A 25300-nucleotide genomic window follows, 5' to 3' on the forward strand; every position below is an offset into this window, starting at 1 on the left:
GCGACCGTGAGGCCATAGACTGGGCAGCAAGCACGGGAGGCTATGACAGTTCGACCGTGCAGGATGTGATGCTGAGGTCGGTGGAAAAGCGCTTCGACGACAGGTTGCCCGACACAGCGGTGCAGTGGCTGACGGATAACGGTTCAGCGTATACCGCGTATGAAACGCGGAGGTTCGCGAGAGAGCTGAATCTGGAGCCCTGCACAACAGCGGTGAGCAGCCCGCAGAGTAATGGCATGGCCGAACGGTTCGTGAAAACGATGAAAGAAGACTATATCGCGTTCATGCCAAAACCGGATGTGAGAACAGCACTGCGAAACCTTGCAGTAGCGTTCACGCATTACAATGAAAACCACCCGCACAGCGCGCTGGGATATCACTCCCCGAGGGAATACCGGCGGCAGCGGACATCGTTAACTTAAGATACAAAAGCTGTTCGGAGATGGAGGGTCAAGATCACATTCTGCGCTTGATGTGTTCAAAACCTGGCTACTGAATGAACTCAATCTGGGTAAAATTCGTTGATCATGTTCACATTAATCGGGGCTCTGAATTCAAAGTAACTTTATTACTAAGCATTATTTTGTGAAGGCTCTCACTTTTGCTCGCGGCTCCGAAACTTTGCTGGGTTGAGATTTTAAGGTGTATCACGGCGGCTCATACTCTCAATAAATCCCTGTTAGTAAATGCTGCTATTATAACTCATTCATTGCCTGAGCCAGCAGTCGCGCAGCTGCCTCAAGCGCAGAGGATTGAAAAAATCTTCAGATATATATCATCACTCTGAACATACGCAATTAACGGCGGAATCTCACGATTCTACCGTTTTTTATTATTTTTCAGAGGAGTAGTGATGAATAATTCTGAAGGTTTGAAGTCGTTTCAGCAATCGCTTGCTGATCTGCCGCAATGGGTATCAGAGCGGCTTCTGCAGCAAATTAACCAGTTAACTAACTACGAGCCAGTGATCGGCATTATGGGTAAAACCGGTGTTGGGAAGAGCAGTCTGTGCAATGCCCTGTTTGCCGGAGATATATCACCGGTCAGCGATGTGGCGGCCTGTACACGTGAGCCACTGCGCTTTCGCCTGCAAGTCGGCGACCGCTATATAACGCTGATGGATCTGCCCGGCGTGGGCGAAAGTGGCGCTCGCGATACCGAGTATGCTGCGCTGTACCGCGAACAGTTTCCTCGCCTCGACCTGGTACTGTGGCTGATTAAGGCCGATGACCGGGCGCTGACGGTGGATGAACATTTTTATCATCAGGTGATTGGAGAGGTATACCGGCATAAGGTGCTGTTTGTTATCAGCCAGTCGGATAAGGCCGAACCTACCAGCGGTGGGGGACAGTTGTCCACGGCGCAGAAGCAGAATATCAGCCGCAAAATCTGCCTGCTGCATGAGCTGTTCCAGCCCGTCCATCCGGTGTGTGCTGTGTCGGTCCGTCTACAATGGGGGCTTAAGGTGATGGCCGAGCGGATGATTAAGTGCCTGCCACGTGAGGCCACCAGCCCGGTGGTGTCGCAACTCCATCCTTCCTTTCGCACGACGGTAGTCCGGGAACAGGCTCGTAGCGATTTTGGTGAAACCGTCGGGGCCGTACTCGATAGCATCAGTGCCTTTCCCCTGATACCCGCCCCGGTGCGGGCCGTCATTCAGGCCGTGCGCACCACGGTGGTGTCAGTGGCCCGCGCCGTCTGGGATTTCTTCTTCTGAGTATTTAACCCATCCCTGTTACTTCCCTGCCCCTGTCGCCGATGCGACGGGGATCCCTTTTATTTGTTTTCCCGTTATGAGGAGTCTGCTTATGACCCGTCTGGCTTCGCGCTTTGGCGCAGCAAACCTTATCCGTCGCGACCGTCCGTTAACCCGTGAAGAGCTGTTTCGCGTAGTGCCCAGTGTATTCAGTGAGGACAAACACGAGTCCCGTAGTGAGCGTTATACCTATATACCCACCATCTCCCTGCTCGACAGCCTACAGCGAGAAGGCTTCCAGCCATTCTTTGCCTGTCAGACCCGCGTGCGTGACCCGGGTCGTCGTGAACATACAAAGCATATGCTGCGTCTGCGGCGTGAAGGGCAGATTACCGGTAAACAGGTACCAGAAATTATCCTGCTCAACTCCCACGATGGCACCAGTTCGTATCAGATGTTGCCGGGACTATTTCGTGCGGTTTGTCAGAACGGGCTCGTCTGCGGTGAGTCGTTTGGCGAGGTGCGGGTGCCACACAAGGGGGACGTGGTGAGTCAGGTGATTGAAGGCGCGTATGAGGTGCTGGGGATTTTTGACCGGGTGGAGGAGAAACGGGATGCCATGCAGTCGTTGCTGTTGCCACCCCCGGCACAGCAGGCACTGGCAAAAGCCGCCCTCACATACCGCTTTGGTGAAGACCACCAGCCGGTGACTGAATCGCAGATCCTCTCCCCTCGCCGCTGGCAGGATGAGAGCAATGACCTGTGGACCACGTACCAGCGTATTCAGGAGAACCTGATTAAGGGCGGGCTCAGTGGCCGTAATGCCAAAGGAGGACGGTCACATACCCGTGCCGTTCGCGGTATCGACGGGGACGTGAAACTTAACCGGGCACTGTGGGTGATGGCGGAAGCCCTGCTCACGCAACTGCAGTGACCGTTTAATGTTGCTGCTTTGTTAATATCGGACACCACCTGTCCGCATCGCACCGTGCTGACGGTCCTCACTCACCGAGGGAAGGCCTGTAACCCCCGCTGCCTCTGGCTTTTGCAGAAATGAAAAATAGTTTCTGTGGTGTCCATACCCTGTCCGACCCCCTCTTTAAAGTAATCACATCATTTTCAGTCAGTTAACTTTCACGGAGAACGTCTCATGACACAGGCAGAACGCCGCCATGACCGGCTGGCTGTCAGGCTGTCACTGATAATCAGCCGTCTGGTGGCAGGGGAAACGCTGAGTGTGCGTAAGCTTGCCGCTGAGTTTGGTGTGTCGGTGCGCACGCTGCGGCGTGATTTTCGTGAGCGGCTGATGTATCTGGACCTGGAGTATCAGTCCGGATATTGCCGCTTACGCACTGCGGGCAGTGAGACGCAGATGGTGCCCGACGTGCTTATCTTTGCCCACCGCAGCGGGATGGCCGGTCTTTTCCCTGGCTTTGACCGTCGTCTGGTAAACGCACTGCTGATGTGCGATGAGTCTCCCTGCGTAATCGCACCCGCCAGTCCGGCTCCTTCGCCATCAGGCGCATTGTCTTTCTGGCGACTGATTCAGGCCATTACCGGGCGCAGGCGGGTGACTCTGATTGCCGAGGGGCAGCGCTGTGAGCGGCTGGCTCCCTGCCGGTTACTCATCCACCAGCAGGCCTGGTATCTGGTGGCAGAGCACGACGGACATATCGCCGTATTCTCCCTGGATGAGATCCATCTGGTTCAGCCCCTGCAGGAGACTTTCCGGCGTAACGACAGTCTGTGTCGTCTTGTTGAAGACCCGGGCTTTATTCAGTCCTTACCCCATTTTCGCTTTATCCAGCAGTCACTGCTTACGTTTGTTCCGGCCGACAGCCCTCCAGAATAGCGTAAGCGTTGTTATCAACCCGGCAACAGGGAGGAGCCCTATGCCCGTTATTGCCATTATCGCCATTGTTGTCATCGTCATCATTCTGAACAAAACCGGGGTGTCCGACAGTCTCGCGGCCCTGACCCTTGCCACTGTTGCCGCACTGCTGACGGGAGGTGGCGCAGCCGGTGCTGCCAGTGTCGCGCTGACACCGTTCGTCGGCGTGCCGGTGGGTATTTTCGTGGGCATTTATGTCTTTGCCAAAGTGGTTCGTCTGATTTCAGGAAAAAAATAATGAAACGTAAAACACTGCCTCTGCTGGCGCTGGTTGCCACCACTCTGTTTCTCATCGCATGCGATGACAGAAGTGATGACCTGAAGGCCATCAGTAAATTTAAGGACCTCACCCCACCGCGTTTCAGTGATGTGGTCAGCCACCAGGATGATGTCAGCGAAGAATGGTCACAGGTTGACTACTTATCCGGTCCCACCTTGCAGGTTTTACGTACCCGCCAGTCGCCCGATGGCTGCGAGGATGTCAGTTACTACTACCTCGTGGATATGCAGGAAAAAACCGTCCAGCCACTGATGAATGCGCTGTGTATTGCCGATAACATCAAACTGGAATACCAGGAGGTGACGGACCCGTATACCAAAGAAAAATACTTTGAGTACGCCCATGACGGCAAACTGATGGGGCGACTGCTGATACCCTCAAACCCTGACAATCAGGAATAAAACAACGACAAAGGAGACAAGAATGACAATACTTTCACTAAGTCGGTTTATGCTGGCGGGTGTACTGCTCGCGAGCTTTAATGCCTCTGCTATCCCGGGGTTCTGGCAGCAGGGTTACGGTCAGGGCAATACGGAATACAGCGTGACCGAAGCCAGCGGAAAGACGTTTACCATCAACTGCACAGGGAACCCGGACCAGAATGGTTTCTATCAGCATTCAGTCTTTCTTACCCTTGCCGATGACAAGATGGTCAGTTCGCACGATGACGACACTACTATCACCGTAGTGATGGATCACCAGCAGTACATTATTCCGTCCAGCCTGGGCTGGCGTAACGGCGATAACGCCTGGTTTGACTTCATCAGCAATATCTCTGAGGCCGGGCAGTTCGACGTCTACGTCAATGACCACAAAGCAGGGACCTTCACTGCGGACCGGAAGAACGCTGAGAAAGTTCTGTCCACTCTCGGAGACTGCAGCAACGACTGATAGTAGCATCTTCCCCAGCAAATCCACCCCGACAGCTAGCAGGCTGCCGGGGTTTTCTTTTATCAGGAGCCCGAAAATGACCCAATCCGTGTTGCTGCCACCGGGGCCTTTCACCCGGAGACAAGCGCAAGCGGTCACTACCACGTACAGCAATATCACACTCGAAGACGACCAGGGCAGTCACTTCCGTCTGGTGGTTCGTGATACTGAAGGCCGGATGGTCTGGCGGGCATGGAACTTTGAGCCGGATGCCGGTGAAGGTCTTAACCGCTATATCCGCACCTCAGGCATCCGTACAGACACGGCCACCCGCTGATCGCGAAGCATTTACCCGCATTCACCTCCCCGAACACACTTTATATCCCCATACGCCAGCCATCGCCGCTGGCGTTTTTATTGACGGAGACATACCCATGATAACACAGACGCAGCACGACCTCGCACCCGCTAACCAACCCGAATTTGAACTGACCGTCACGCCGGTCCCCGATGAACAGCGTATCGATTTCTGGCCACAGTACTTTGGCGCTATCCCGCAGTGGCTACTCCTGGAGCCGCATATCTTCGCCTGGATGGACCGCTTCTGTGAGGGCTACAGCGGTGGTATCTGGTCGTTCTACACCCTCAGCAATGGCGGCGCATTTATGTCCCCCGAGCCTGACAACGATGAGACATGGCGTCTGTTTAACTGCCTGAACGGTAACGATGCCCAAATGAGTGCAGAAGCAGCAGGTATTGCTGTCTGCCTGATTGCGTATAGCCACCATGCCTGCCGTACAGAATGTGACGCGATGACCGCACACTATTACCGCCTGCGGGAGTATGCCATGCAACATCCAGAGGCTCACGCCATTCTGCGTATTACCGACTGACCGAAGGAGCAACAGATGAAACAGCTTTCCTTTTTACCCGGCGAGATGACGCCACAGGACCGGCGTCTCATTCAGCGGGCGCTCAGGGCTCTGGACCGCCACCTGCATGAGCCCGGCGTAGCCTTCACCTCTACCCACGCCGTACGTGAATGGCTGCGACTGCATATGGCCGCGCTTGAGCGGGAAGAGTTCCGGGTGTTGTATCTGGACAACCAGAATCAGTTGATTGCCCATGAAACGCTCTTCACCGGCACGATTAACCGCACCGAGGTGCATCCCCGGGAGGTGGTCAAACGTGCTCTGCACTTCAACGCGGCGGCGGTGATACTCGCGCATAACCATCCTTCCGGCGAGACGACACCTAGCCAGGCCGACAAAACCCTCACGCAGCGACTGGTTCAGGTGCTTCAGCTGGTGGATATCCGTGTCCCTGACCATCTGATTGTCGGTGGCAGGCAAATCTATTCGTTCGCAGAACACGGTCTGCTTTGAGGTATTACATGAAAATTATCAGTAAACGCAGGGCAATGACGATATACCGCCAGCATCCTGAGTCCCGAATCTTTCGCTACTGCACCGGCAAATACCAGTGGCACGGTAGCGTCTGTCATTACACCGGCAGGGACGTTCCGGATATCGCCGGAGTCCTCGCGGTATACGCCGAACGCCGCCAGGACCGCAATGGGCCCTATACCTGCCTGATGAGCATCACCCTGAACTGACAATAGTGGAGAACTGTAATGAGCAACCCTACCAGGGGCCTGCAGCGGGAGATTACACTGCGCCTGGGAGCCCGTCTGGTGCAGGAAGGCAACCGACTGCATTATCTGGCTGACCGGGCCAGCATCACCGGCAAGTTCAGTGACATCGAATGCCGGAAGCTGGATGAAACATTCCCGCACTTTATCCGCCAGATGGAATCGATGCTGACCACCGGTGAACTCAGCCCCCACCATGCCCACTGCGTTACCCTGTACCACAACGATTTAACCTGCGAAGCCGACACCCTTGGCAGTTGCGGCTACGTATACATCGCCATTTACCCCACTCAGCGTTAATTACCTACACGAGAGCAAACATGAAAACTTTACCTGCAACAACTCAGCGGGCGGTGAAGCCCTGCCTGTCACCCGTGGCTGTCTGGCAAATGTTACTGACACGTCTGCTGGAACAGCACTATGGTCTGACAATAAACGACACGCCATTCTGCAATGAGGCTGTGATTAAGGAACACATCGATGCCGGTATCACCCTAGCCGATGCCGTGAATTTTCTGGTAGAAAAATACGAGCTGGTTCGTATCGACAGGAAGGGATTTAGCTGGCAGGAACAATCTCCTTATCTCCGGGCTGCAGACATTCTGCGAGCGCGGCAGGCAACTGGCTTGTTGCGGCAAAGCCGTAACAACGTAGTACGATGAACATTGCGTACAACCTTCCCGATTTACATTTCTGAACTTCCTCCCTTGTTTACCTATTGCGTAATGCGCCTGCTACTACCCGGCAGGCACGTTATCTTTTTACGGACAAACAATCATGCAACCAGAAGTTGAAGTATTAACCGATCATAATGAGCTAATTTGTTCGAGCTTTATTGAACACATTGCCAACACATTAAATTTAGGAGTGGTGTACAACTAAACCTGCAGCCAAGGATGTATAGTGAGCGAAGCCCTATCAGGCCTTTTTGGTCAGTAGATAAGATTGATCTTCGTTGATAGAATTTACTTACACCAGCTGTTACATTAAGATAATTTTTTGGTGGGAGAATGATAAGATCTTACGTAACAATTTGATTTTAATGGTGCCGATAATAGGAGTCGAACCTACGACCTTCGCATTACGAATGCGCTGCTCTACCAACTGAGCTATATCGGCCCTGAGAGGCCGGTTACGAGTGTAACCACGGGGCAAAAGGTTAGATCTATCCGGGTGATGCGTCAATGCCCTTTTGAATCAAACGGCTATTTTTGCATCACCCGTGATTATTTACGCACGAATCGTATCGTCGCCGAAGCCGATCCACTTGTACGTGGTCAGCGCTTCCAGCCCCATCGGACCGCGGGCGTGCAGTTTCTGCGTGCTGACCGCCACCTCAGCGCCGAGGCCGAACTGGCCGCCGTCGGTGAATCGGGTGGAGGCATTCACATACACCGCAGAGGAATCCACTTCGTTCACGAAGCGATCGGCATTGCGCAGCGTACGCGTCAGGATGGCGTCAGAATGCTGCGTGCCATGCTCACGGATGTGCGCAATCGCGTCGTCAAGATCGCTCACGATTTTCACGTTCAGATCCAGTGACAGGAACTCGTCGTCGTACTGCTCCGCGTTGACGGGAACGACGTTAGCCGGGCCATCCTGCAGCAGCGCGAGCGCACTGGCGTCAGCGTGCAGCGTCACGCCACTCTCGGCCATCTGTTTGCTCAGGGCCGGCAGGAAGGTGTTCGCTATGCCCTGATGCACCAGCAGCGTTTCAACGGTGTTACAGGTGCTAGGACGCTGGGTCTTCGCGTTCACGATAATCTTCAGCGCAGGAGCAATCTCAGCGCTGTCGTCTACCACGATATGACACACGCCAATACCGCCGGTGATCACCGGAATCGTCGACTGCTCGCGGCACAGCTTGTGCAGCCCCGCGCCGCCGCGTGGGATCAGCATGTCGATGTATTTGTCCATGCGCAGCATTTCGTTGACCAGCGCGCGGTCCGGGCTCTCAATTGCCTGCACGGCACCCGCTGGTAAGCCACACTCTTCCAGCGCCTGCTGAATGACTTTCACCGTCGCGGCGTTGGTGCGCCAGGTCTCTTTCCCACCGCGCAGAATAGCGGCGTTGCCGGTTTTCAGGCACAGGGAGGCGACATCCACCGTCACGTTTGGACGGGCTTCATAAATAACGCCGATAACGCCGAGCGGCACGCGACGGCGCTCCAGGCGTAAACCGCTGTCCAGCAGCCCACCGTCAATCACCTGCCCTACCGGGTCGGCCAGATTGCAGACCTGACGAACATCGTCGGCGATGCCTTTCAGGCGGGCCGGGGTCAACGCCAGGCGGTCGAGCATCGCTTCGCTCAGACCGTTGCGACGCGCTTCCAGTAAATCCTGCTCGTTGGCGAGCAAAATCTCCTGGGACTGAGATTCCAGATAATCAGCGATTTTTTCCAGCACGCGGTTTTTCTCGCGGCTGGAAAGGAGCGCCAGTTTATAAGAGGCGGCCTTCGCGGCGGCGCCCATTTGTTCCAGCATGTTCTGGCTCCTTAACGAATAATCATGTCATCGCGATGCACGGCAACCGGGCCATATTCATAGCCCAGAATGGCGTCGATCTGCTGCGAATGGTGACCCGCGATGCGGCGCAGGGCATCACTGTTATAGCGGCTTACGCCATGCGCGATGTCGCGACCTTCCAGGTTACGGATGCGGATCACTTCACCACGGGAGAAGTTGCCTGTCACGCTTTTAATTCCTTTAGGAAGTAATGAACTTCCTCGTTCCAGAATCGCGGCGGTCGCCCCTTCATCAACGACGAGTTCGCCCGCAGGCGGCGCGCCAAATATCCAGCGTTTACGGTTTTCCAGCGGAGATTCCTGGGCGTGGAAGCGGGTGCCAACGGAGATGCCTTCCATCACGTCGCCAATTACGCCAGGGCGGCTGCCCGCGGCAATGATGGTGTCGATACCGGCGCGGCACGCCACGTCGGCGGCCTGCAGCTTGGTCCCCATGCCGCCCGTTCCGAGGCCGGACACGCTGTCACCGGCGATGGCGCGCAGCGCATCGTCGATACCGTGAACGTCGGTAATCAGCTCGGCTTCCGGGTTAGCGCGCGGATCGGCAGTGAACAGCCCCTGCTGATCGGTCAGAAGCAGTAATTTATCGGCGCCAGCCAGAATGGCGGCCAGCGCAGAGAGGTTGTCGTTATCACCCACTTTGATTTCAGCGGTAGCAACGGCATCGTTCTCATTAATGACCGGAACGATATTGTTGTCCAGCAGCGCGCGCAGGGTATCGCGGGCGTTCAGGAAGCGCTCTCTGTCTTCCATATCCGCACGCGTCAGCAGCATCTGCCCGACGTGGATGCCATAGATAGAGAACAGCTGTTCCCAGAGTTGAATGAGTCGGCTTTGTCCCACGGCGGCCAGCAGCTGTTTAGAGGCGATCGTCGCGGGGAGTTCGGGGTAACCCAAGTGTTCACGCCCGGCGGCAATCGCCCCGGAGGTCACAATCACAATACGATGCCCTGCGGCATGTAACTGAGCGCACTGACGTACAAGCTCAACAATGTGGGCGCGATTTAGGCGGCGCGATCCGCCTGTTAACACACTGGTACCGAGTTTTACCACCAGCGTCTGGCTGTCACTCATGATTCTCTGCCGTTCAACGATAAGGGAAAGTAATGTCGAACGAACGTTTTAGCAGGAGTCAGCCCCGTTGCCAACTGCCTTAGCACATCGCGAAACACTTTGTTGCGCGGGATCAGGAAGCGTAGCGGGAGAATTTGACACTTTTATTACCGAAATAATAAATCACAGTTTTTTAAAATTATTCTTAGTTTGTCATAAAAGTTTCATTCCAGAACGATAAAACCCTTCCTGTTTTTTCACGGGACTTAAGCATGAGCTTATCGTCCAGCGAATTTTTTAGCGCGTTTATAAGACAGGATCGAAAATGAAAAAGAGCACTCTGGCATTAATGGTTATGGGCGTAGTGGCTTCTGCATCCGTTCACGCAGCTGAAGTTTATAATAAAGATGGTAATAAGCTGGACGTGTACGGCAAAGTGAAAGCCATGCACTACATCAGCGATGATGCCACCAAAGATGGCGATCAGACTTACGTTCGTTTCGGTTTTAAAGGCGAAACCCAGATTAACGATCAGCTGACGGGCTATGGTCGTTGGGAATCTGAATTTGCGGGTAACAAAGCCGAGAGCGACTCCTCTCAGAAAACCCGTCTGGCGTTCGCGGGCCTGAAGCTGAAAAACTTTGGCTCTCTGGATTACGGTCGTAACCTGGGTGCGCTGTATGACGTCGAAGCATGGACCGACATGTTCCCTGAGTTCGGCGGCGACTCTTCCGCGCAGACCGATAACTTCATGACCAAGCGTGCGACCGGTCTTGCCACCTACCGCAACACCGACTTCTTCGGCGCGGTTGACGGCCTGGACATGACCCTGCAGTACCAGGGTAAAAACGAAAACCGCGATGCCAAGAAGCAGAACGGTGACGGTTTTGGTACCTCTCTGAGCTATGACTTCGGCGGCAGCGATTTCGCCGTCAGCGGTGCTTACACTAACTCTGACCGCACCAACGCGCAGAACCTGCTGGCGCGTGGTCAGGGGCAGAAAGCCGAAGCCTGGGCTACCGGTCTGAAATATGACGCGAACGATATTTATCTGGCAGCGATGTATTCAGAAACCCGTAATATGACGCCAATTTCTGGCGGATTTGCCAATAAAGCACAGAACTTTGAAGTCGTTGCACAATATCAGTTCGACTTCGGTCTGCGTCCTTCCCTGGGTTATGTCCAGTCTAAAGGCAAAGATATCGAAGGTATTGGTGACGAAGACCTGGTGAAATATATTGACGTTGGCGCGACCTATTACTTCAACAAAAATATGTCCGCGTTTGTTGATTATAAAATTAACCAGATTGACGACGATAATAAACTGGGCGTGAGCAGCGATGATATCGTTGCCCTGGGTATGACCTACCAGTTCTAAGATTATCCGAATAAGAAAATCCCGGCAGATAAGCCGGGATTTTTTTTGCCCGGTGGCGCTGCGCTTACCGGGCCTACGGGATAGTGCATTTTGTAGGCCGGGTAAGGCGAAGCCGCCACCCGGCGCTGTGACGCTATCAGGCAGTCAGCTTCACCGCTTCGCTGGAAAAATCATCCGCTGGCTCGAACTTAAGATCCAGGGTGGCAAGCAGTGCGCTCGCTTTGTCGTGAAACTCTTTCAGGGTATATTCCAGGCGATCGATCACTTCCTGATCTTTAATGGTGGTGGCCTGCCAGTTACCGTCTTTATTAAACAAGCCAAACTGGTAGCTATACGTAAAGCGTTTTTCCTCTGCTTCCATTTCCATCCACCAGCCCCAGAATTCACGTTTTTCGGGTGCAGGCTTCACGTTGACGCATACAGCCAGGCAGTCGAAAAAAAAGCGATTCTCTTCACACTGCTCTTCTCGAATATACGGGCCAAGAGCCATGAACTTCTTAATCAATCTACTTTTCGGGTGTCCACTCGGTAACGTCATTGCGATCTCCTTTTGTGAAGCCACTGTTTTACCAAACCAGCGAAATTTAGCAATCTATTAACACAATCTCTGAGCGATCCAGCGCGTAATCTCCTTCAGAGCTTTATCAAAATTCTGATAGACCGGGCTGAACGGCACCTCAAGCAATTTGCCATCCGCAGATGACGACGTGATTAAGCGCGACTCTTCTTCCGGACTGAACGGATCGTTTTTCCAGAACCCCGACAGCATTGGCGTCGGGCAGCGACGTCCCAGCAACCCTTGCGTTTTTAACGAGTAGCGATTGAGCTCAACACGCAGTGCTTCGTCTGATGCATCATGCATGCCAAGACGGCTGGCCAGCACATCAAGGTACATTTCGGGCACGCTCCCCTGGCGTGCGGGATCGCTGAGCAGGGCGTGAACGACCGGTCCAAGGCAGGCGACAGCTTTCAGGCGGGAGGATTCAAGGTAAGCCAGACGCACCGCGACGTTTGCGCCAAAGCGGAAGCCAAATGCCGCCACGCGGGTGTGGTCAACCCACGGAATGTTTTCCAGCGCTTTTAGCGCATGCTGGTGCAGCAGGCTGGAATCCTGAGTCAGTTTCCATTTGGAGGAAAAGCCAATTGAGGGCATATCCAGCGTCAGCATCGCGATCCCTTTTGGTGCGAAGTAGCGCTCATACAGGCTGTAATAGTCAATTTGCAGAGAGTCCAGCCCGCCGCACATCAGCACGGTCGGGAACGGGCCTTCACCTTCGGGCATATGCAGGAACCCGGTAACGGGCGCCCCGCCCGGAACAGCGAACTCAAGCTCGCGCATCTGGCCCGGCAGGCGTTGAGCCGCCTCTTCGTAGGCGCGATTCGCCAGCGCCTGCGCCTGTTCGGCCAGCTCATCGCCTTTCAGATGTGGATACGCGGCAATGGCATAGAGGTTGGCCGCATGCAGCCAGTGTTTGCCGCTGCGCGTGGCATCCTCTTCCTGGCTGGCTTTTTGCTGCCAGAGCATCGCCTGTTTAGACCACTCGTAGATCCAGTTTCCGCCACGGTAGCCCACCACCGTATCATAGAGTTCGCTGTCGGTACGCTCGGCTTCACTCATCACGATACGTGCCTGCACATCAAGGATTTCACGGGGGTCGATACCGCGCCAGATCCACATCAGGCGGTTAATCATGCGATACCAGTGAGGCACGTTTTTACCGTCTAACGCAGACTGGACGGCAGGCTGAGTACCCGGATTGAAGCGACGCACCAGCGTCGACGTTTCAGGGTGTTTGAAACGGGGTTTGAAGAGAGTCTCGGTGAGATTCGCCTGCGTCATTGCATTGCCTCCATGAATACGTCGTATAGAGACTATTGTAACGCGCGCCAGACTAAAAAAAACAACGCCCGGCATCACCGGGCGTTAAATTAATTGCGGAACGTGATTAACGACCCGAGATTGGCGGTACGAAGACCACGCCCATATCCCATGGCTGTTCAATCCAGGTATCCTGCGGAATATCAATCACGTAATCGTCAACCAGCGGGCGGCCAGCAGGCTTCGCGAAGATAGTGACGAAATGTGCTTTCGGATACATTTCACGGATAGCCACCGCGGTACCGCCGGTATCCACCAGGTCATCAATAACGATGAAGCCTTCACCATCGCCTTCCGCGCGTTTCAGCACTTTCAGCTCGCGCTGGTTGTCATGGTCATAGCTGGAGATGCAAACGGTATCGACATGACGAATACCCAGCTCACGTGCCAGCAGCGCCCCCGGTACCAGACCGCCACGGCTGACGGCAATAATGCCTTTCCACTGTTCGGAAGGCATCAGACGCGCAGCCAGTTTGCGTGCGTGAATCTGCAACATGTCCCAGGTGACGACGTATTTTTCGCTCATGTGAAGTGTCCCAGCCTGTTTTTATACGGCTTAAAAAGTGTTCGAGGGGGAAATAGGTTGCGCGAGATTATAGAGATCTGACGCACTAAAAACCAGTGTTTAGCGCCCTCTGCCTGAGTTTTTACATGCTTTATGCTACCAGCCAGCAGAGAAAGTGGTATTCTCAGTTTCATCTCGCAAGCCTGACTTGTGGTAACTATTAACCTGCTAACCCTGTGACCTGCAACCCTGTTTGCAGCGCCTCGACAAGGAGACTTATCGTGTCTGAACTGTCTCAACTATCTCCGCAGCCGCTGTGGGATATTTTTGCCAAAATCTGCTCCATTCCACACCCTTCCTACCATGAAGAACAGCTTGCCGAACATATTATGGGCTGGGCGAAGGAAAAAGGTCTGCATGCGGAACGTGACCAGGTTGGCAACATTCTGATCCGCAAACCCGCCACCGCAGGCATGGAAAACCGTAAACCGGTTGTGCTGCAGGCGCACCTGGACATGGTGCCACAGAAGAACAACGACACCGTTCACGACTTCACCAAAGACCCGATTCAGCCGTACATCGACGGCGACTGGGTGAAAGCGCGCGGCACCACCCTGGGTGCGGATAACGGCATCGGTATGGCCTCTGCGCTGGCCGTGCTGGCTGACGACAGCGTTGAGCACGGTCCACTGGAAGTGCTGCTGACCATGACCGAAGAAGCGGGCATGGACGGGGCGTTCGGTCTGCAGGCGAACTGGCTGCAGGCGGATATCCTGATCAACACCGACTCCGAAGAAGAAGGCGAGATCTACATGGGCTGCGCGGGCGGGATTGATTTCATCTCTACCCTGCCGCTGTCACGCGAAGCGATTCCTGCCGGTTTCCAGACCTTCAAGCTGACGCTGAAAGGGCTGAAAGGCGGCCACTCCGGCGGTGATATTCACCTGGGTCTGGGTAACGCCAACAAGCTGCTGGCACGCTTCCTGGCAGGCCATGCGGCCGAGCTGGATCTGCGTCTGGTAGACTTCAACGGCGGTACCCTGCGCAACGCGATCCCGCGCGAAGCCTTCGCCACCGTAGCGGTTCCAGCGGCTAAAGCAGACGAGCTGAAAAAACTCTCCACCGTGTACCTGGATATCCTGAAAAACGAACTGTCGGCGAAAGAGAAGAACCTGACCGTGGTGCTGGAATCCGTCTCCACGGATAAAGCCGCGCTGACCGTGCAGTCTCGTGACACCTTCGTTCAGCTGCTGAACGCGACGCCAAACGGCGTAATCCGCAACTCTGACGTGGCGAAAGGCGTAGTGGAAACCTCACTGAACGTGGGCGTGGTGACCATGAGCGACGACAGCGCGGAGATCATCTGCCTGATCCGCTCCCTTATCGACAGCGGTAAAGAGTATGTGGTGAGCATGCTGGAATCTCTGGGTACGCTGGCGGGCGCAAAAACCTCCGCCAAAGGCAGCTACCCGGGCTGGCAGCCGGATGCAAGCTCTCCGGTGATGGCACTGGTGCGTGAAACCTACCAGCGTCTGTTCAACAGCACGCCGAATATTCAGGTGATCCACGCGGGTCTGGAATGTGGTCTGTTCAAGAAACCGTATCCGAATATGGACATGGTATCTATCGGGCCAACCATTACCGGTCCGCACTCGCCGGATGAGCAGGTTCATATCGAAAGCGTTGGTCATTACTGGACGCTGCTGACTGAACTGCTGAAGGCGATCCCAGTTAAGTAATACCCTCATCCCAGCCCTCTCCCACAGGGATAGGGTGAAAAACCCAGGCCCGGTAAGCGTAGCGCACCGGGCTTTTTTACAATCCTAATACCAGCTGTCGCTCTAACTGCGGATCCAGCAGCGTGACGTGCAATCCCACCAGCCTCACCCCTCGCCCTCCTCGTCGCTCTTCCCATGCCTTTTTTGCCGTCGCGATAAGATCGTCTTTATTCAGACGCGGCCAGACATGTTCCTGCGTGGTCTGCTGAAAATCGTTGAATTTGAGCTTGATGCCCTGACGGGCAATCAGCAGGTCCGGTTTTAGCTTGCTTAAGCGTCGTTCCAGCTCAGGATAAAGCTGTTCCGTGATAATGGTTTCGCATTCGGACCAGTCATGAATATCTTCAATGAGGGTTCGCTCGACGCCGACGGATTTCCGCAGCCGTTCGCTGTTCACATCGCGATCGTCAATCCCCTGGCTGCGCTCCCACAGCACGCGGCCAAACTTCCCGAAGCGCTTGAGCAGCATGGCGAGGTCGCTTCGCTGCACGTCTTCGCAGGTGCGTAACCCCATGCTTTCCAGCTTTGCGGCGGAGACTTTCCCGACGCCGGGGATTTTGCCAAGCGGCAGCGTTTTTAAAAATGCAGGCACCTCTTCCGGCGTAATGACGTACTGGCCGTTGGGCTTATTTAAATCCGAAGCGATTTTGGCAAGGAATTTAACGGGCGCGACCCCCGCAGACGCCGTCAGATTCAGCTCGTTGAAAATCGTCTGGCGGATCTCCTGCGCCATCAGCGTGGCGGAGCCGTGGCAATGCACACTGTCGGTCACATCGAGATAGGCTTCGTCCAGCGACAGCGGTTCTATCAAAGAGGTATAGCGGGAGAAGATTTCCCGAATATGAAGGGAAGCCTCTTTATAGGCGTCGAACCGCCCGGGCAGAAGCGTGAGATGAGGGCAAAGCTTTAAGGCCATCGCCGTCGGCATGGCGCTACGCACGCCAAATTTGCGCGCAGGGTAGTTGGCGGTGCTGATAACGCCACGCTGAACGCGGCTGCCGGCAATGGCGATGGGAATATCCCGCAGCGCCGGGTTGTCTCGCATCTCCACTGCGGCAAAAAAGCAGTCCATATCAACATGGATTATTTTGCGCATAGTAAGCCCTCACTTATTACTGGATAAGTATACAGTAAACAAATGAGGATTGAGAAGCAGATGTAAGAATGCCGGGTGGCGGCGATGCCTTACCCGGCCTACAAAAACTTAAATAATGCGCTGCTGCTCGCGCGCCATGCGTTTTTTGCGGGCGTCGCACGGTTCCGGGCAGTCGCAGACCTTCTCCATGCCAATGGAGGAAATACCGCCGCAGCTGCCCTGAATGCTTTTCCGCTTAACGATCCAGCCTAAAGACATGCCGAAGATGACAAGTACAAAAACCACAAAGGTTGCCAGAAACGTCAGCATCATCAGCCTCCAAAGTCATCGAGCATGATGTTCTCATCTTCGACGCCGAGATCTTTCAGCATCTTAATCACGGCGGCGTTCATCATCGGCGGACCACACATATAGAACTCGCAGTCCTCGGGCGCCGGGTGCTGCTTGAGGTAGTTTTCATACAGCACGTTGTGGATGAACCCCGTATAGCCCGTCCAGTTATCTTCCGGCTGCGGATCGGAGAGCGCCACGTGGAAGGTAAAGTTCGGGTTTTCACGCGCCAGCTGTTCAAACTCATCATCGTAGAACATCTCACGCAGCGAACGCGCCCCGTACCAGAAGCTGATTTTACGCTTGCTGCCGAGCCGCTTGAGCTGGTCAAAGATGTGCGAGCGCATCGGGGCCATGCCGGCACCGCCGCCGATAAAGACCATTTCCGCGTCGGTATCTTTCGCGAAGAACTCCCCGAACGGACCGGAGATGGTCACCTTATCGCCCGGCTTCAGGGACCAGACGTATGATGACATCACGCCCGGCGGCGCATCCGGCACATTCGGTGGCGGCGTGGCGATACGCACGTTGAGCATGATAATGCCCTTCTCTTCCGGGTAGTTGGCCATCGAGTAGGCGCGCAGCGTCGGCTCTTTCACCTCAGATACAAAGCGGAAGAGATTGAATTTGTCCCAGTCGGTGCGGTACGCCTGCGGAACGTCAAAGTCCGCATACGCCACGGTATGCTCAGGGCACTCAATCTGAATGTATCCTCCGGCGCGGAACGGGACATCTTCCCCTTTCGGCACCCGCAGCTTCAGCTCTTTGATAAAGGTAGCTTTGTTATCATTAGAGATAACTTCACATTCCCATTTTTTGACGCCGAAAATCTCTTCCGGCAGTTCAATCTTCATGTTCTGACGCACTGCGACCTGGCAGGCCAGACGGCAGCCCTCTTTTGCCTCACGCTTTGTGATATGCGACAGCTCGGTGGGCAGAATATCGCCGCCACCCTCTTTTACCGTCACGCGGCACTGCCCGCAGGAGCCGCCGCCGCCGCAGGCCGAGGAGACAAAAATACCGTTACCGGACAGCGTGTTGAGCAGCTTATCTCCCGCAGGGGTGCGGATCTGATTCTGCGGATCGTCGTTAATATCAATCACCACGTCGCCGGAATTCACCAGCTTCGCGCGCGCCGCCAGAATGAGCCCTGACAGCACCAGTACAATCAGCGTGAACATCACCACGCCAAGAATAATTTCCATCTGTTAGCCCTTATAGCTGCACACCGGAGAAGGACATGAAGCCCAGCGCCATCAGCCCGGTGGTGATAAAGGTGATCCCTAAGCCACGCAGGCCTGCAGGCACGTTGGCATATTTCATTTTTTCGCGGATCCCCGCCATGGTGACAATCGCCAGCATCCAGCCGATGCCGGAGCCGAAACCGTACACCACGGATTCACTGAAGTTGTAATCACGCTGAACCATAAACGAGACGCCGCCGAAGATGGCGCAGTTCACCGCGATCAGCGGCAGGAAGATCCCCAGCGCGTTGTACAGCGACGGGAAGTACTTATCGAGGATCATCTCCAGGATTTGCACCAGCGCGGCAATCACGCCAATAAAGGTGATGAAGTTCAGGAAGCTGAGGTCAACCCCTTCCACCAGCGCGCCGTCCCGCAGCACAAAGTTGTAGACCAGATTGTTAATCGGTACAGATAAGCCAAGCACCACGGTGACCGCGATACCCAGCCCAAATGCCGTCGACACTTTTTTGGACACCGCAAGGAACGTACACATGCCGAGGAAAAACGCGAGCGCCATGTTTTCAACAAACACCGCGCGCACAAACAAACTCAGGTAATGAGCCATCGTCGGTTACTCCTTTTCCTGCTGTTCTGGTCTCAACGTACGAATCAGCCAGATCAACAAACCGATAATGAAAAATGCGCTGGGAGCCAGCAGGAACAGGCCGTTTGGCAGATACCATCCACCGTTTTGCACCGTGTCCAGCACCGTGATGCCAAACAGCTTACCGCTGCCAATGAGCTCACGCAGGAAGCCAACGGTCAGCAGGATCACACCGTAGCCGAGGCCGTTACCGATACCGTCCATAAAACTCGCCAGCGGCGGCATTTTCATGGCGTAGGCTTCCGCACGCCCCATCACAATACAGTTGGTGATGATCAGCCCGACAAACACCGAGAGCTGTTTGGAGGTTTCATAGGCGAAGGCGCGCAGCAGCTGATCGACCACGATCACCAGCGAGGCGATGATCGCCATCTGCACGATGATCCTCACGCTGTTGGGAATGTGGTGGCGGATCATCGAGATAAACATGCTCGAAAATGCCGTGACCAGCGTGACCGCCAGCGTCATCACCACCGCCGTTTCCAGCTTGGTCGTCACCGCCAGGGCTGAACAGACGCCCAGCACCTGCAGCGTGATCGGGTTATTGGCCAGCAGTGGGCCAATGAGCACCTTTTTGACTTCTTTCAGTTCACCGGTATCAGCCATTGTTCAGCGCTCCTTCACGTACGTTTTTCAGGAAAGGACCAAAACCCAGCTCGCCCATCCAGAAATCAAAACTGTGCTGCACGCCTTTGGAGGTGAGCGTGGCGCCGGACAGCCCGTCGACGGCGTAGTCGTCACCGGGACGTGCCGCCCCTTTCATCACCTTCAGCGCAGGCAGACCGTTATCGTCGAGCACTTTCTTACCGATAAACTGTGCCCGCCAGTTCGGGTTTTCTACTTCGCCACCCAGCCCCGGCGTTTCGCCCTGGTCGTAATACGTAATGCCTTTTACGGTACGGCCATCCGTATCAAGCGCCACAAAGGCATACATCATTGACCACAGGCCGTTGCCGTAGACAGGAAGCACCACTTCCTGAATGCGTTTTTGGGGGTCACGCACCAGATAAATTTCGGCGAGATTGCTGCGGCGCTTAATCCCGGCGGGATCTTGCGATGCCTCGAGCGTCAGGCTCATCTGCGGATCTTTCAGCGCCAGCGCCTGGTTATACTTCGCCGGATCTTTATCCAGCAGCTGGCCGGTTTTCAAATCCACCAGACGCGGTGAAATACGCTCCGCAAATACCGCCGAGACGTCGTCTGCACTCATCCCTTCCTGCATCAACCCGGCCACGGCCAGTATGTTGCGCTGTTTATCCAGCGCACGTTGCGCCTGCTGCAGGGGTTTTAACCCCACGGCAGAGCCGGCCACGACAATCGAACAGACCAGACAGAGCACCAGCACCACCAGCAGCGTTTTGCTGATACTGTCGTTATTTTTAACTTCAGCCACGCGCCTTCCTCCGCTTAATGTTGGCCCGCACCACCAGGTAATCGAAGAGTGGCGCAAACAGGTTGGCAAACAGAATGGCCAGCATCATTCCTTCCGGGTACGCCGGGTTGACCACGCGGATCAGGACACACATCGCGCCAATGAGCACGCCATAGCTCCATTTACCTTTGTCCGTAAACGAGGCTGAGACGGGGTCGGTTGCCATGAACATCATGCCAAACGCGAAGCCACCCAGTACCAGATGCCAGTACCAGGGCATGGAGAACATTGGGTTGGTGGTCGAACCGATAACGTTGAACATCGTGGCGGTCAGCACCATGCCGATCATCACGCCCGCCACAATTCGCCAGGAGGCCACGCGCCCAAACAGGATGATCGCTCCACCAATCAAAATCATCAGCGTTGAAACTTCACCAATGGAACCCGGAATGTTGCCAATAAAGGCATCAAACCAGGTTACAGGCTGACCCGTCGCGTTGTTCACCAGCGTTTCGCCACCGTGTGCCGCCCACTGTGAAAGCGGCGTCGCGCCGGAAAAACCGTCAGCCGCCGTCCAGACCAGGTCGCCGGAGATTTGCGCCGGATAGGCAAAGAAGAGGAACGCACGCCCCGCCAGCGCCGGGTTAAGGAAGTTCCGCCCGGTGCCGCCGAAGATCTCTTTGGCAATGACCACGCCAAAGCTGATGCCCAGCGCTGCCTGCCAGAGCGGTAGCGTCGGGGGGACAATCAGGGCAAACAGAATAGAGGTCACGAAGAAGCCTTCGTTGATCTCATGTTTACGGATGATGGCAAACAGCACTTCCCAGAAGCCGCCCACGATAAAGACCGTGATGTAAATCGGCAGGAAGAACACCGCCCCCAGCGTCATCATGCTCACCCAGCCCGCGTCTGGCGCAAAGCTCACCCCTAACGACTGGGCCAGGCGGTAGTGCCAGTCAGACTGAAGCACCTGCGTCAGCTGCTGCGCATCGTACATGTGGTGCAGCGCCGGAATGGTCTGCAGACCGACGTTGTACATCCCCCAGAACATCGCCGGGAAGACCGCAAACCACACCAGGATCATCATCCGCTTAAGGTCGATGGCGTCACGGACGTGCGCCGCTCCCTTCGTCACCAGCCCTGGCGTGTAGAAAATGGTCGCCGTGGCTTCATACAGCGGGTAGTACTTTTTGAGCTTCCCTTCGGTAAAGTGCGGCTCAATTTTTTCAAAGAGGTGTTTTAAGCCCATCGGTTATCCTTCCTGCTCAATGCGGGTTAACACCTCGCGCAATACCGGTCCATATTCGTATTTTCCCGGACAGACATAGGTACAGAGCGCCAGATCTTCTTCTTCCAGTTCCAGACAGCCCAGCGCCTGCGCGCTGTCGGTATCGCCAGCGAGCAGATCGCGCAACAGCATGGTCGGCAGAATATCCAGCGGCATGACGCGCTCGTAGTTGCCAATCGGGACCATAGCGCGCTCGCCGCCGTGCGTACTGGTCGAGAAGCTAAACAGCTTATTACGCAGGAAGTGCCCCAGCGTGGTACGGGTGACGGAGTATTTTTCCGCACCGGGCAGCACCCAGCCGAACAGCTCTTTCTCGCGGCCTTCCTGCACAATGCTGACCTGCAAATGGAAACGTCCCAGATAGGCGTGCGCCTGCACGGCATGGCGGCCACTGAGGACCGAACCGGAAATCAGCCGGTTTTCGCCTGCCTTGGTTTCTTCGTTCAGCAGTTCATTGATATCCGCGCCAATCAGCGTCTTCACCAGACGCGGGTTTGCAGCCTGCGGCCCACCGATGGCGATGATGCGTTCCGCGCACAGCTCTCCTGAGGTGAAGAGCGTACCGATGGCGATGACGTCCTGATAATTAAGATGCCAGACCTGTTTCGTCAGGCTCACCGGCTCAAGGAAATGGATGTGCGTCCCGACCAGACCCGCCGGATGCGGGCCAGCAAACTCATTAAACGTGACCTGCCCCTGAGGATGACCGCCAAGCTTGCCGCCACCGGCCTGGCAAACGTGGACTTTTCCCGACGTCAGACGGGTTAAAACGGTAAGCCCGGCATCAAAGGCTTTGCGCTGTGCCAAGATAACCGGCTGCGGATCCACGCTGAGCGGGTTGGTATCCATTGCCGTGACGAAAATCGCGGCCGGTTCCGTGCCGGGAACCGGGGATTTACTGAAGGGACGCGTGCGAAGCGCGGTCCATAAGCCGGACGCCAGAAGCTGAGCCTGAACAGCCTCACGGCTCAGCGACGCGAGGTCTGCGGCATCGTAACGGGCGAATTCACGCTGTTCATCGCCTTCAATGCGGATCACCACCGACTGCAGAACGCGCCGTTCGCCACGGTTGATCGCCACAACGGTGCCGCTCGCGGGGGCTGTAAACATCACGCCGGGATTTTTTTTGTCCTCAAAGAGCGCCTGGCCTTTGATCACGCGATCGCCTTCCTGTACCAACATCGAAGGTCGCATTCCCAGGTAGTCGTCGCCCACAATGGCGACATGACGGACACTTGCGCCTGTCGAAACGTGCTGCGCGGGCACGCCTGCAATCGGCAGATCAAGTCCTTTTTTGATTTTAAACATGTGGTTAGCAGGTTTCCATGAACAACAATCCAGTGGCCGCGAAGTGTAACATTTTCCCCTTCTCGCGGGCAGCGAATCCGCCGTCGCGCGCGCCAAATTGCGAGCTAATGCGCAAAGTTCCTGGAGCCATCGCGATTTTGATGGTTTATAAAGTAAAACTAATTTGTAAACTCACCGCCCGGCTCTTGCGAAAATCTATAGCGGTGCTAATGTGAGCGCTCCTAACAGAATAATCTGATTTCGGGTCTCTTTTGCCGTCCTGGCAAGTTGGTCATGGTTTTATCAAGGAACTAGTAGTATGCGTAAAATCGCATTGTTCATTGCGATGCTTCTGATTCCGTGCATGTCGTTTGCCGGACTGCTCAGCAGTAATAGCTCAACGACGCCGATCAGCAAAGAATATAAACAGCAGTTAATGGGATCGCCGGTTTATATTCAGATCTTCAAGGAAGAACGCACTCTCGATCTGTTTGTAAAAATGGGTGAGACGTATCAGCTGCTTGATAGCTACAAAATCTGTAACTACTCCGGTGGATTAGGGCCAAAACAGCGTCAGGGCGATTTCAAAAGTCCGGAAGGGTTCTACAACGTTCAGCGTAGCCAGCTCAAACCAGACAGCCGTTTCTATAAAGCCATCAATATCGGTTTCCCGAATGCCTATGACCGTGCACACGGTTATGAAGGTAAATACCTGATGATCCACGGTGCCTGCGTGTCTATCGGCTGCTACGCGATGACCGATTCCGGCATTGATGAGATTTTCCAGTTTGTCACCGGCGCGTTGGTCTTTGGTCAGCCAAACGTTCAGGTCAGCATCTATCCGTTCCGCATGACGGATGCCAACATGGCGCGTCACAAGTATTCGTACTACGCGGATTTCTGGAAACAGCTGAAACCCGGCTATGACTACTTCGAGCAGACTCACAAGCCGCCTGTTGTCTCGGTTGTGGATGGCCGTTACGTGGTCAGCAAGCCGCTGAGCCACGAAGTTGTCCATCCACAGCTGGCGTCAAATTACACGGTCCCCGAGACAAAATAGCACCCACTCGCCTGGCATAATCTTTTGCCAGGTTTCGTTGCCCGTCAGCGGCTGCGTTGCAATAACAGTGACCACATCGTTCGGTGTGGTCTCCTTCTGAAAGTCTATCTCCACATCCTGATCGAGCAGCGTTGCCACGCCAAACGGCGCACGGCGGGTGATCCAGAACAAATTCGTCGAGCAGAACGCCATCACATAGCGGCCATCAGAGAGCAGCATGTTGAACACGCCTTTTTCGCGTAGCTCGGTCGCCAGCGTTGCGATGTATTTAAACACGGCAGCCATGTTGCCTGGCGTGCGGGGATAGCGCTCCGTCAGCTTGTGCAGCAGCCAACAAAAGGCTTTTTCACTGTCGGTTTCGCCTACCGGGCGGAAATTGCCCGTCTCCAGCGACTTATAGCCCGTGAGCTGCCCGTTGTGCGCGTAGGTCCAGTTTCGGCCCCACAGTTCCCGGGTAAACGGATGGGTATTTTCCAGCGCTACTTCGCCACGGTTAGCCTGGCGAATATGGGCGATCACCGAGCGGGACTTGATGGGATAGTCCTGCACCAGTTTGGCAATCGGTGAGTTAAAGCTGGGCTGTGGATCTTTGAACGTGCGACACCCTTTGCCTTCGTAGAAGGTGATGCCCCAGCCGTCTTTATGCGGCCCGGTTCCCCCACCGCGCTGAACCAGCCCGGTGAAGCTAAAGCAGATATCGGTTGGCACATTGGCGCTCATCCCGAGCAGTTCGCACATACATCACCTCCACAACAGCGGGGGGCACCGGCGCCCCCCAGCGAAGTCTTACTTAGCCATCTCTTTTTCGATCAGCTGGATCAGGATGTGGATCACTTTGATGTGAATTTCCTGAATGCGGTCAGCATAACCGAAGTGCGGAACGCGAATTTCAACATCCGCCGTACCGTCCATCTTACCGCCATCTTTGCCCGTCAGGGTGATGACTTTCATCCCTTTTTCACGTGCAGCAGTAATCGCTTTGATCACGTTGCCGGAGTTGCCAGAGGTAGAGATCCCCAGCAGCACATCGCCTTCACGGCCTACGGCTTCAACGTAGCGGGAGAAGATGTGGTCGTAACCGAAGTCGTTGCCTACGCAGGAGATGTGGCTCACGTCGGAAATCGCAATCGCCGGGTAGCCAGGACGGTTTTCGCGATAGCGTCCGGTCAGCTCTTCTGCGAAGTGCATCGCGTCACAGTGAGAGCCGCCGTTACCGCAGGAGAGCACTTTGCCACCCGCTTTGAAGCTGTCGGCCAGCAGGACCGCCGCGCGCTGAATAGCGTGAATATTGGCATCATCTTTCAGAAAGTTCGCCAGCGTTTCCGCCGCTTCGTTCAGTTCGTTACGAATAAGATCCTGGTACATGAGGATAATCCTTCAGTATTGATGAAATAACACAGTGGAGTGTACCGGATAGCGGGAAAAGCGAGAAGCTAAAGCCATGCGAAACGTCCGGCGTTTTGCTTTTTCGTGCCGGGTAAAACGCGAACAATGTGAACCAGGTTGTAAT

Annotated in this window: 31 protein-coding genes, 1 tRNA gene and 1 pseudogene; 17 read left to right on the plus strand and 16 right to left on the minus strand. The window is 55.1% G+C overall.

What is annotated here, in order from left to right:
- The 14 genes and pseudogenes from ACOTXF_RS19390 to ykfI form a co-directional block, all read left to right on the plus strand.
- Nucleotides 1–422: integrase core domain-containing protein (locus tag ACOTXF_RS19390; protein ID WP_421635293.1), on the plus strand; the 422-nt coding region annotated here is incomplete at its 5' end.
- Nucleotides 423–459: 37 nt separating this feature from the next.
- Nucleotides 460–525, plus strand: a pseudogene (locus ACOTXF_RS19395) (hypothetical protein); the annotation flags it as partial.
- Nucleotides 526–853: 328 nt separating this feature from the next.
- Entirely contained in the window at nt 854–1717 is an 864-nt protein-coding gene (locus tag ACOTXF_RS19400; RefSeq protein WP_122008237.1) for a GTPase family protein, read from the plus strand.
- Nucleotides 1718–1808: 91 nt separating this feature from the next.
- Nucleotides 1809–2630 (plus strand): DUF932 domain-containing protein, encoded by an 822-nt coding sequence (locus ACOTXF_RS19405; protein WP_000197389.1) that lies wholly within the window; start codon nt 1809–1811, stop codon nt 2628–2630.
- 216 nt (nt 2631–2846) lie between these two features.
- Nucleotides 2847–3548 carry a WYL domain-containing protein gene (locus tag ACOTXF_RS19410; RefSeq protein WP_001581462.1) on the plus strand — a complete coding sequence of 234 codons (702 nt, stop codon included), beginning with the start codon at nt 2847–2849 and terminating at the stop codon, nt 3546–3548.
- A gap of 40 nt (nt 3549–3588) precedes the next feature.
- Nucleotides 3589–3825, plus strand: coding sequence for a protein YpjK (gene ypjK / locus ACOTXF_RS19415; RefSeq protein ID WP_001144031.1), 237 nt, complete (start codon nt 3589–3591; stop codon nt 3823–3825).
- Nucleotides 3825–4268: a YfjS/YafY family lipoprotein gene (locus ACOTXF_RS19420; RefSeq protein ID WP_121909192.1), complete on the plus strand. Its 444-nt coding sequence runs from the start codon at nt 3825–3827 to the stop codon at nt 4266–4268. The genes ypjK and ACOTXF_RS19420 overlap by 1 nt, the downstream gene beginning before the upstream one ends.
- A gap of 22 nt (nt 4269–4290) precedes the next feature.
- Nucleotides 4291–4758: a protein YkfB gene (gene ykfB, locus ACOTXF_RS19425; RefSeq protein WP_001547765.1), complete on the plus strand. Its 468-nt coding sequence runs from the start codon at nt 4291–4293 to the stop codon at nt 4756–4758.
- A gap of 76 nt (nt 4759–4834) precedes the next feature.
- Nucleotides 4835–5074 (plus strand): DUF905 domain-containing protein, encoded by a 240-nt coding sequence (locus ACOTXF_RS19430; RefSeq protein WP_000194654.1) that lies wholly within the window; start codon nt 4835–4837, stop codon nt 5072–5074.
- Nucleotides 5075–5171: 97 nt separating this feature from the next.
- The gene (locus tag ACOTXF_RS19435) at nt 5172–5630 is read left to right on the plus strand and encodes an antirestriction protein (RefSeq protein WP_063448507.1); all 459 of its coding nucleotides are present in this window, start codon (nt 5172–5174) and stop codon (nt 5628–5630) included.
- Nucleotides 5631–5645: 15 nt separating this feature from the next.
- Nucleotides 5646–6122, plus strand: coding sequence for a JAB domain-containing protein (locus tag ACOTXF_RS19440; RefSeq protein WP_000811693.1), 477 nt, complete (start codon nt 5646–5648; stop codon nt 6120–6122).
- Between the two features lie 8 nt (nt 6123–6130).
- Complete coding sequence (locus ACOTXF_RS19445; RefSeq protein WP_000691994.1) at nt 6131–6352, plus strand: DUF987 domain-containing protein; 222 nt, start codon at nt 6131–6133, stop codon at nt 6350–6352.
- Between the two features lie 18 nt (nt 6353–6370).
- Nucleotides 6371–6688, plus strand: coding sequence for a type IV toxin-antitoxin system antitoxin YafW (gene yafW, locus ACOTXF_RS19450; RefSeq protein WP_000070396.1), 318 nt, complete (start codon nt 6371–6373; stop codon nt 6686–6688).
- Between the two features lie 20 nt (nt 6689–6708).
- The gene (gene ykfI, locus ACOTXF_RS19455; protein WP_000854680.1) at nt 6709–7050 is read left to right on the plus strand and encodes a type IV toxin-antitoxin system toxin YkfI; all 342 of its coding nucleotides are present in this window, start codon (nt 6709–6711) and stop codon (nt 7048–7050) included.
- A gap of 381 nt (nt 7051–7431) precedes the next feature.
- On the opposite strand, the gene ACOTXF_RS19460 is transcribed toward ykfI, so the two are convergent.
- The 3 genes from ACOTXF_RS19460 to proB all read right to left on the minus strand — a co-directional run bounded on the left by ACOTXF_RS19460 (nt 7432) and on the right by proB (nt 9987).
- Nucleotides 7432–7507 (minus strand) — tRNA-Thr (locus ACOTXF_RS19460).
- A 111-nt stretch (nt 7508–7618) separates the two neighbouring features.
- Nucleotides 7619–8872, minus strand: a complete 1254-nt coding sequence (proA, locus tag ACOTXF_RS19465) for a glutamate-5-semialdehyde dehydrogenase (protein ID WP_023326745.1) — start codon at nt 8870–8872, stop codon at nt 7619–7621.
- Nucleotides 8873–8883: 11 nt separating this feature from the next.
- The gene (gene proB, locus ACOTXF_RS19470; protein WP_021242883.1) at nt 8884–9987 is read right to left on the minus strand and encodes a glutamate 5-kinase; all 1104 of its coding nucleotides are present in this window, start codon (nt 9985–9987) and stop codon (nt 8884–8886) included.
- A gap of 304 nt (nt 9988–10291) precedes the next feature.
- Here proB and phoE point away from each other — a divergent pair, with 304 nt between their 5' ends.
- Nucleotides 10292–11344, plus strand: a complete 1053-nt coding sequence (gene phoE / locus ACOTXF_RS19475; RefSeq protein WP_008501878.1) for a phosphoporin PhoE — start codon at nt 10292–10294, stop codon at nt 11342–11344.
- 136 nt (nt 11345–11480) lie between these two features.
- On the opposite strand, the gene crl is transcribed toward phoE, so the two are convergent.
- From crl to gpt, 3 genes are all read right to left on the minus strand, one after another.
- Complete coding sequence (crl, locus tag ACOTXF_RS19480; RefSeq protein ID WP_008500249.1) at nt 11481–11882, minus strand: sigma factor-binding protein Crl; 402 nt, start codon at nt 11880–11882, stop codon at nt 11481–11483.
- 57 nt (nt 11883–11939) lie between these two features.
- Nucleotides 11940–13184, minus strand: a complete 1245-nt coding sequence (gene frsA / locus ACOTXF_RS19485) for an esterase FrsA (protein ID WP_008500250.1) — start codon at nt 13182–13184, stop codon at nt 11940–11942.
- A 106-nt stretch (nt 13185–13290) separates the two neighbouring features.
- Nucleotides 13291–13749, minus strand: coding sequence for a xanthine phosphoribosyltransferase (gene gpt, locus ACOTXF_RS19490; RefSeq protein ID WP_003863205.1), 459 nt, complete (start codon nt 13747–13749; stop codon nt 13291–13293).
- A 260-nt stretch (nt 13750–14009) separates the two neighbouring features.
- Between gpt and pepD the strand changes: the two genes are divergently transcribed.
- A complete protein-coding gene (pepD, locus tag ACOTXF_RS19495; RefSeq protein ID WP_008500251.1) occupies nt 14010–15467 on the plus strand; it encodes a cytosol nonspecific dipeptidase in 1458 nt (485 codons plus the stop codon).
- 76 nt (nt 15468–15543) lie between these two features.
- Here the strand turns inward: pepD and dinB are convergent, their stop codons facing one another.
- The 8 genes from dinB to ACOTXF_RS19535 form a co-directional block, all read right to left on the minus strand.
- Nucleotides 15544–16602 (minus strand): DNA polymerase IV, encoded by a 1059-nt coding sequence (dinB, locus tag ACOTXF_RS19500; protein WP_047746252.1) that lies wholly within the window; start codon nt 16600–16602, stop codon nt 15544–15546.
- 108 nt (nt 16603–16710) lie between these two features.
- On the minus strand, nt 16711–16914 hold the full coding sequence (gene nqrM / locus ACOTXF_RS19505) for a (Na+)-NQR maturation NqrM (protein WP_023615899.1): 204 nt from the start codon (nt 16912–16914) through the stop codon (nt 16711–16713).
- Nucleotides 16914–18137 (minus strand): NADH:ubiquinone reductase (Na(+)-transporting) subunit F, encoded by a 1224-nt coding sequence (gene nqrF, locus ACOTXF_RS19510; RefSeq protein WP_047746250.1) that lies wholly within the window; start codon nt 18135–18137, stop codon nt 16914–16916. Before nqrF ends, nqrM begins: the two co-directional genes overlap by 1 nt.
- Before the next feature lie 10 nt (nt 18138–18147).
- The gene (gene nqrE, locus ACOTXF_RS19515) at nt 18148–18744 is read right to left on the minus strand and encodes an NADH:ubiquinone reductase (Na(+)-transporting) subunit E (RefSeq protein WP_008500255.1); all 597 of its coding nucleotides are present in this window, start codon (nt 18742–18744) and stop codon (nt 18148–18150) included.
- Between the two features lie 6 nt (nt 18745–18750).
- Nucleotides 18751–19389, minus strand: a complete 639-nt coding sequence (locus ACOTXF_RS19520) for an NADH:ubiquinone reductase (Na(+)-transporting) subunit D (protein ID WP_008500256.1) — start codon at nt 19387–19389, stop codon at nt 18751–18753.
- Nucleotides 19382–20176, minus strand: coding sequence for a Na(+)-translocating NADH-quinone reductase subunit C (locus tag ACOTXF_RS19525; RefSeq protein WP_023293210.1), 795 nt, complete (start codon nt 20174–20176; stop codon nt 19382–19384). The genes ACOTXF_RS19520 and ACOTXF_RS19525 overlap by 8 nt, the downstream gene beginning before the upstream one ends.
- Nucleotides 20169–21404, minus strand: a complete 1236-nt coding sequence (locus ACOTXF_RS19530) for an NADH:ubiquinone reductase (Na(+)-transporting) subunit B (protein ID WP_023293211.1) — start codon at nt 21402–21404, stop codon at nt 20169–20171. Before ACOTXF_RS19530 ends, ACOTXF_RS19525 begins: the two co-directional genes overlap by 8 nt.
- 3 nt (nt 21405–21407) lie before the next feature.
- Nucleotides 21408–22751, minus strand: a complete 1344-nt coding sequence (locus ACOTXF_RS19535; protein WP_232927183.1) for a Na(+)-translocating NADH-quinone reductase subunit A — start codon at nt 22749–22751, stop codon at nt 21408–21410.
- A 298-nt stretch (nt 22752–23049) separates the two neighbouring features.
- On the opposite strand from ACOTXF_RS19535, the gene dpaA reads away from it, so the two are divergent.
- Nucleotides 23050–23790 (plus strand): peptidoglycan meso-diaminopimelic acid protein amidase, encoded by a 741-nt coding sequence (gene dpaA / locus ACOTXF_RS19540; protein WP_008500261.1) that lies wholly within the window; start codon nt 23050–23052, stop codon nt 23788–23790.
- On the opposite strand, the gene ACOTXF_RS19545 is transcribed toward dpaA, so the two are convergent.
- Together ACOTXF_RS19545 and lpcA are read right to left on the minus strand one after the other, a co-directional pair.
- The gene (locus ACOTXF_RS19545) at nt 23761–24528 is read right to left on the minus strand and encodes a class II glutamine amidotransferase (protein WP_008500262.1); all 768 of its coding nucleotides are present in this window, start codon (nt 24526–24528) and stop codon (nt 23761–23763) included. The genes dpaA and ACOTXF_RS19545 overlap by 30 nt on opposite strands.
- Nucleotides 24529–24576: 48 nt before the next feature.
- Nucleotides 24577–25155, minus strand: a complete 579-nt coding sequence (gene lpcA, locus ACOTXF_RS19550) for a D-sedoheptulose 7-phosphate isomerase (protein WP_008500263.1) — start codon at nt 25153–25155, stop codon at nt 24577–24579.
- Between the last annotated feature and the right edge of the window lie 145 nt (nt 25156–25300).

Source organism: Enterobacter cloacae complex sp. IR53041 (genome assembly GCF_049238285.1).
Lineage (GTDB): Bacteria > Pseudomonadota > Gammaproteobacteria > Enterobacterales > Enterobacteriaceae > Enterobacter > Enterobacter roggenkampii.

What these genes read in the sequence shown, in the direction of transcription:
- ACOTXF_RS19400 (WP_122008237.1), top strand. Translation starts at nt 854, where the DNA reads ATGAATAATTCTGAAGGTTTGAAGTCGTTTCAGCAATCGCTTGCTGAT.
- ACOTXF_RS19405 (WP_000197389.1), top strand. Translation starts at nt 1,809, where the DNA reads ATGACCCGTCTGGCTTCGCGCTTTGGCGCAGCAAACCTTATCCGTCGC.
- ACOTXF_RS19410 (WP_001581462.1), top strand. Translation starts at nt 2,847, where the DNA reads ATGACACAGGCAGAACGCCGCCATGACCGGCTGGCTGTCAGGCTGTCA.
- ypjK (WP_001144031.1), top strand. Translation starts at nt 3,589, where the DNA reads ATGCCCGTTATTGCCATTATCGCCATTGTTGTCATCGTCATCATTCTG.
- ACOTXF_RS19420 (WP_121909192.1), top strand. Translation starts at nt 3,825, where the DNA reads ATGAAACGTAAAACACTGCCTCTGCTGGCGCTGGTTGCCACCACTCTG.
- ykfB (WP_001547765.1), top strand. Translation starts at nt 4,291, where the DNA reads ATGACAATACTTTCACTAAGTCGGTTTATGCTGGCGGGTGTACTGCTC.
- ACOTXF_RS19430 (WP_000194654.1), top strand. Translation starts at nt 4,835, where the DNA reads ATGACCCAATCCGTGTTGCTGCCACCGGGGCCTTTCACCCGGAGACAA.
- ACOTXF_RS19435 (WP_063448507.1), top strand. Translation starts at nt 5,172, where the DNA reads ATGATAACACAGACGCAGCACGACCTCGCACCCGCTAACCAACCCGAA.
- ACOTXF_RS19440 (WP_000811693.1), top strand. Translation starts at nt 5,646, where the DNA reads ATGAAACAGCTTTCCTTTTTACCCGGCGAGATGACGCCACAGGACCGG.
- ACOTXF_RS19445 (WP_000691994.1), top strand. Translation starts at nt 6,131, where the DNA reads ATGAAAATTATCAGTAAACGCAGGGCAATGACGATATACCGCCAGCAT.
- yafW (WP_000070396.1), top strand. Translation starts at nt 6,371, where the DNA reads ATGAGCAACCCTACCAGGGGCCTGCAGCGGGAGATTACACTGCGCCTG.
- ykfI (WP_000854680.1), top strand. Translation starts at nt 6,709, where the DNA reads ATGAAAACTTTACCTGCAACAACTCAGCGGGCGGTGAAGCCCTGCCTG.
- proA (WP_023326745.1), bottom strand. Translation starts at nt 8,872, where the DNA reads ATGCTGGAACAAATGGGCGCCGCCGCGAAGGCCGCCTCTTATAAACTG.
- proB (WP_021242883.1), bottom strand. Translation starts at nt 9,987, where the DNA reads ATGAGTGACAGCCAGACGCTGGTGGTAAAACTCGGTACCAGTGTGTTA.
- phoE (WP_008501878.1), top strand. Translation starts at nt 10,292, where the DNA reads ATGAAAAAGAGCACTCTGGCATTAATGGTTATGGGCGTAGTGGCTTCT.
- crl (WP_008500249.1), bottom strand. Translation starts at nt 11,882, where the DNA reads ATGACGTTACCGAGTGGACACCCGAAAAGTAGATTGATTAAGAAGTTC.
- frsA (WP_008500250.1), bottom strand. Translation starts at nt 13,184, where the DNA reads ATGACGCAGGCGAATCTCACCGAGACTCTCTTCAAACCCCGTTTCAAA.
- gpt (WP_003863205.1), bottom strand. Translation starts at nt 13,749, where the DNA reads ATGAGCGAAAAATACGTCGTCACCTGGGACATGTTGCAGATTCACGCA.
- dinB (WP_047746252.1), bottom strand. Translation starts at nt 16,602, where the DNA reads ATGCGCAAAATAATCCATGTTGATATGGACTGCTTTTTTGCCGCAGTG.
- nqrM (WP_023615899.1), bottom strand. Translation starts at nt 16,914, where the DNA reads ATGATGCTGACGTTTCTGGCAACCTTTGTGGTTTTTGTACTTGTCATC.
- nqrF (WP_047746250.1), bottom strand. Translation starts at nt 18,137, where the DNA reads ATGGAAATTATTCTTGGCGTGGTGATGTTCACGCTGATTGTACTGGTG.
- nqrE (WP_008500255.1), bottom strand. Translation starts at nt 18,744, where the DNA reads ATGGCTCATTACCTGAGTTTGTTTGTGCGCGCGGTGTTTGTTGAAAAC.
- ACOTXF_RS19520 (WP_008500256.1), bottom strand. Translation starts at nt 19,389, where the DNA reads ATGGCTGATACCGGTGAACTGAAAGAAGTCAAAAAGGTGCTCATTGGC.
- ACOTXF_RS19530 (WP_023293211.1), bottom strand. Translation starts at nt 21,404, where the DNA reads ATGGGCTTAAAACACCTCTTTGAAAAAATTGAGCCGCACTTTACCGAA.
- ACOTXF_RS19535 (WP_232927183.1), bottom strand. Translation starts at nt 22,751, where the DNA reads ATGTTTAAAATCAAAAAAGGACTTGATCTGCCGATTGCAGGCGTGCCC.
- dpaA (WP_008500261.1), top strand. Translation starts at nt 23,050, where the DNA reads ATGCGTAAAATCGCATTGTTCATTGCGATGCTTCTGATTCCGTGCATG.
- ACOTXF_RS19545 (WP_008500262.1), bottom strand. Translation starts at nt 24,528, where the DNA reads ATGTGCGAACTGCTCGGGATGAGCGCCAATGTGCCAACCGATATCTGC.
- lpcA (WP_008500263.1), bottom strand. Translation starts at nt 25,155, where the DNA reads ATGTACCAGGATCTTATTCGTAACGAACTGAACGAAGCGGCGGAAACG.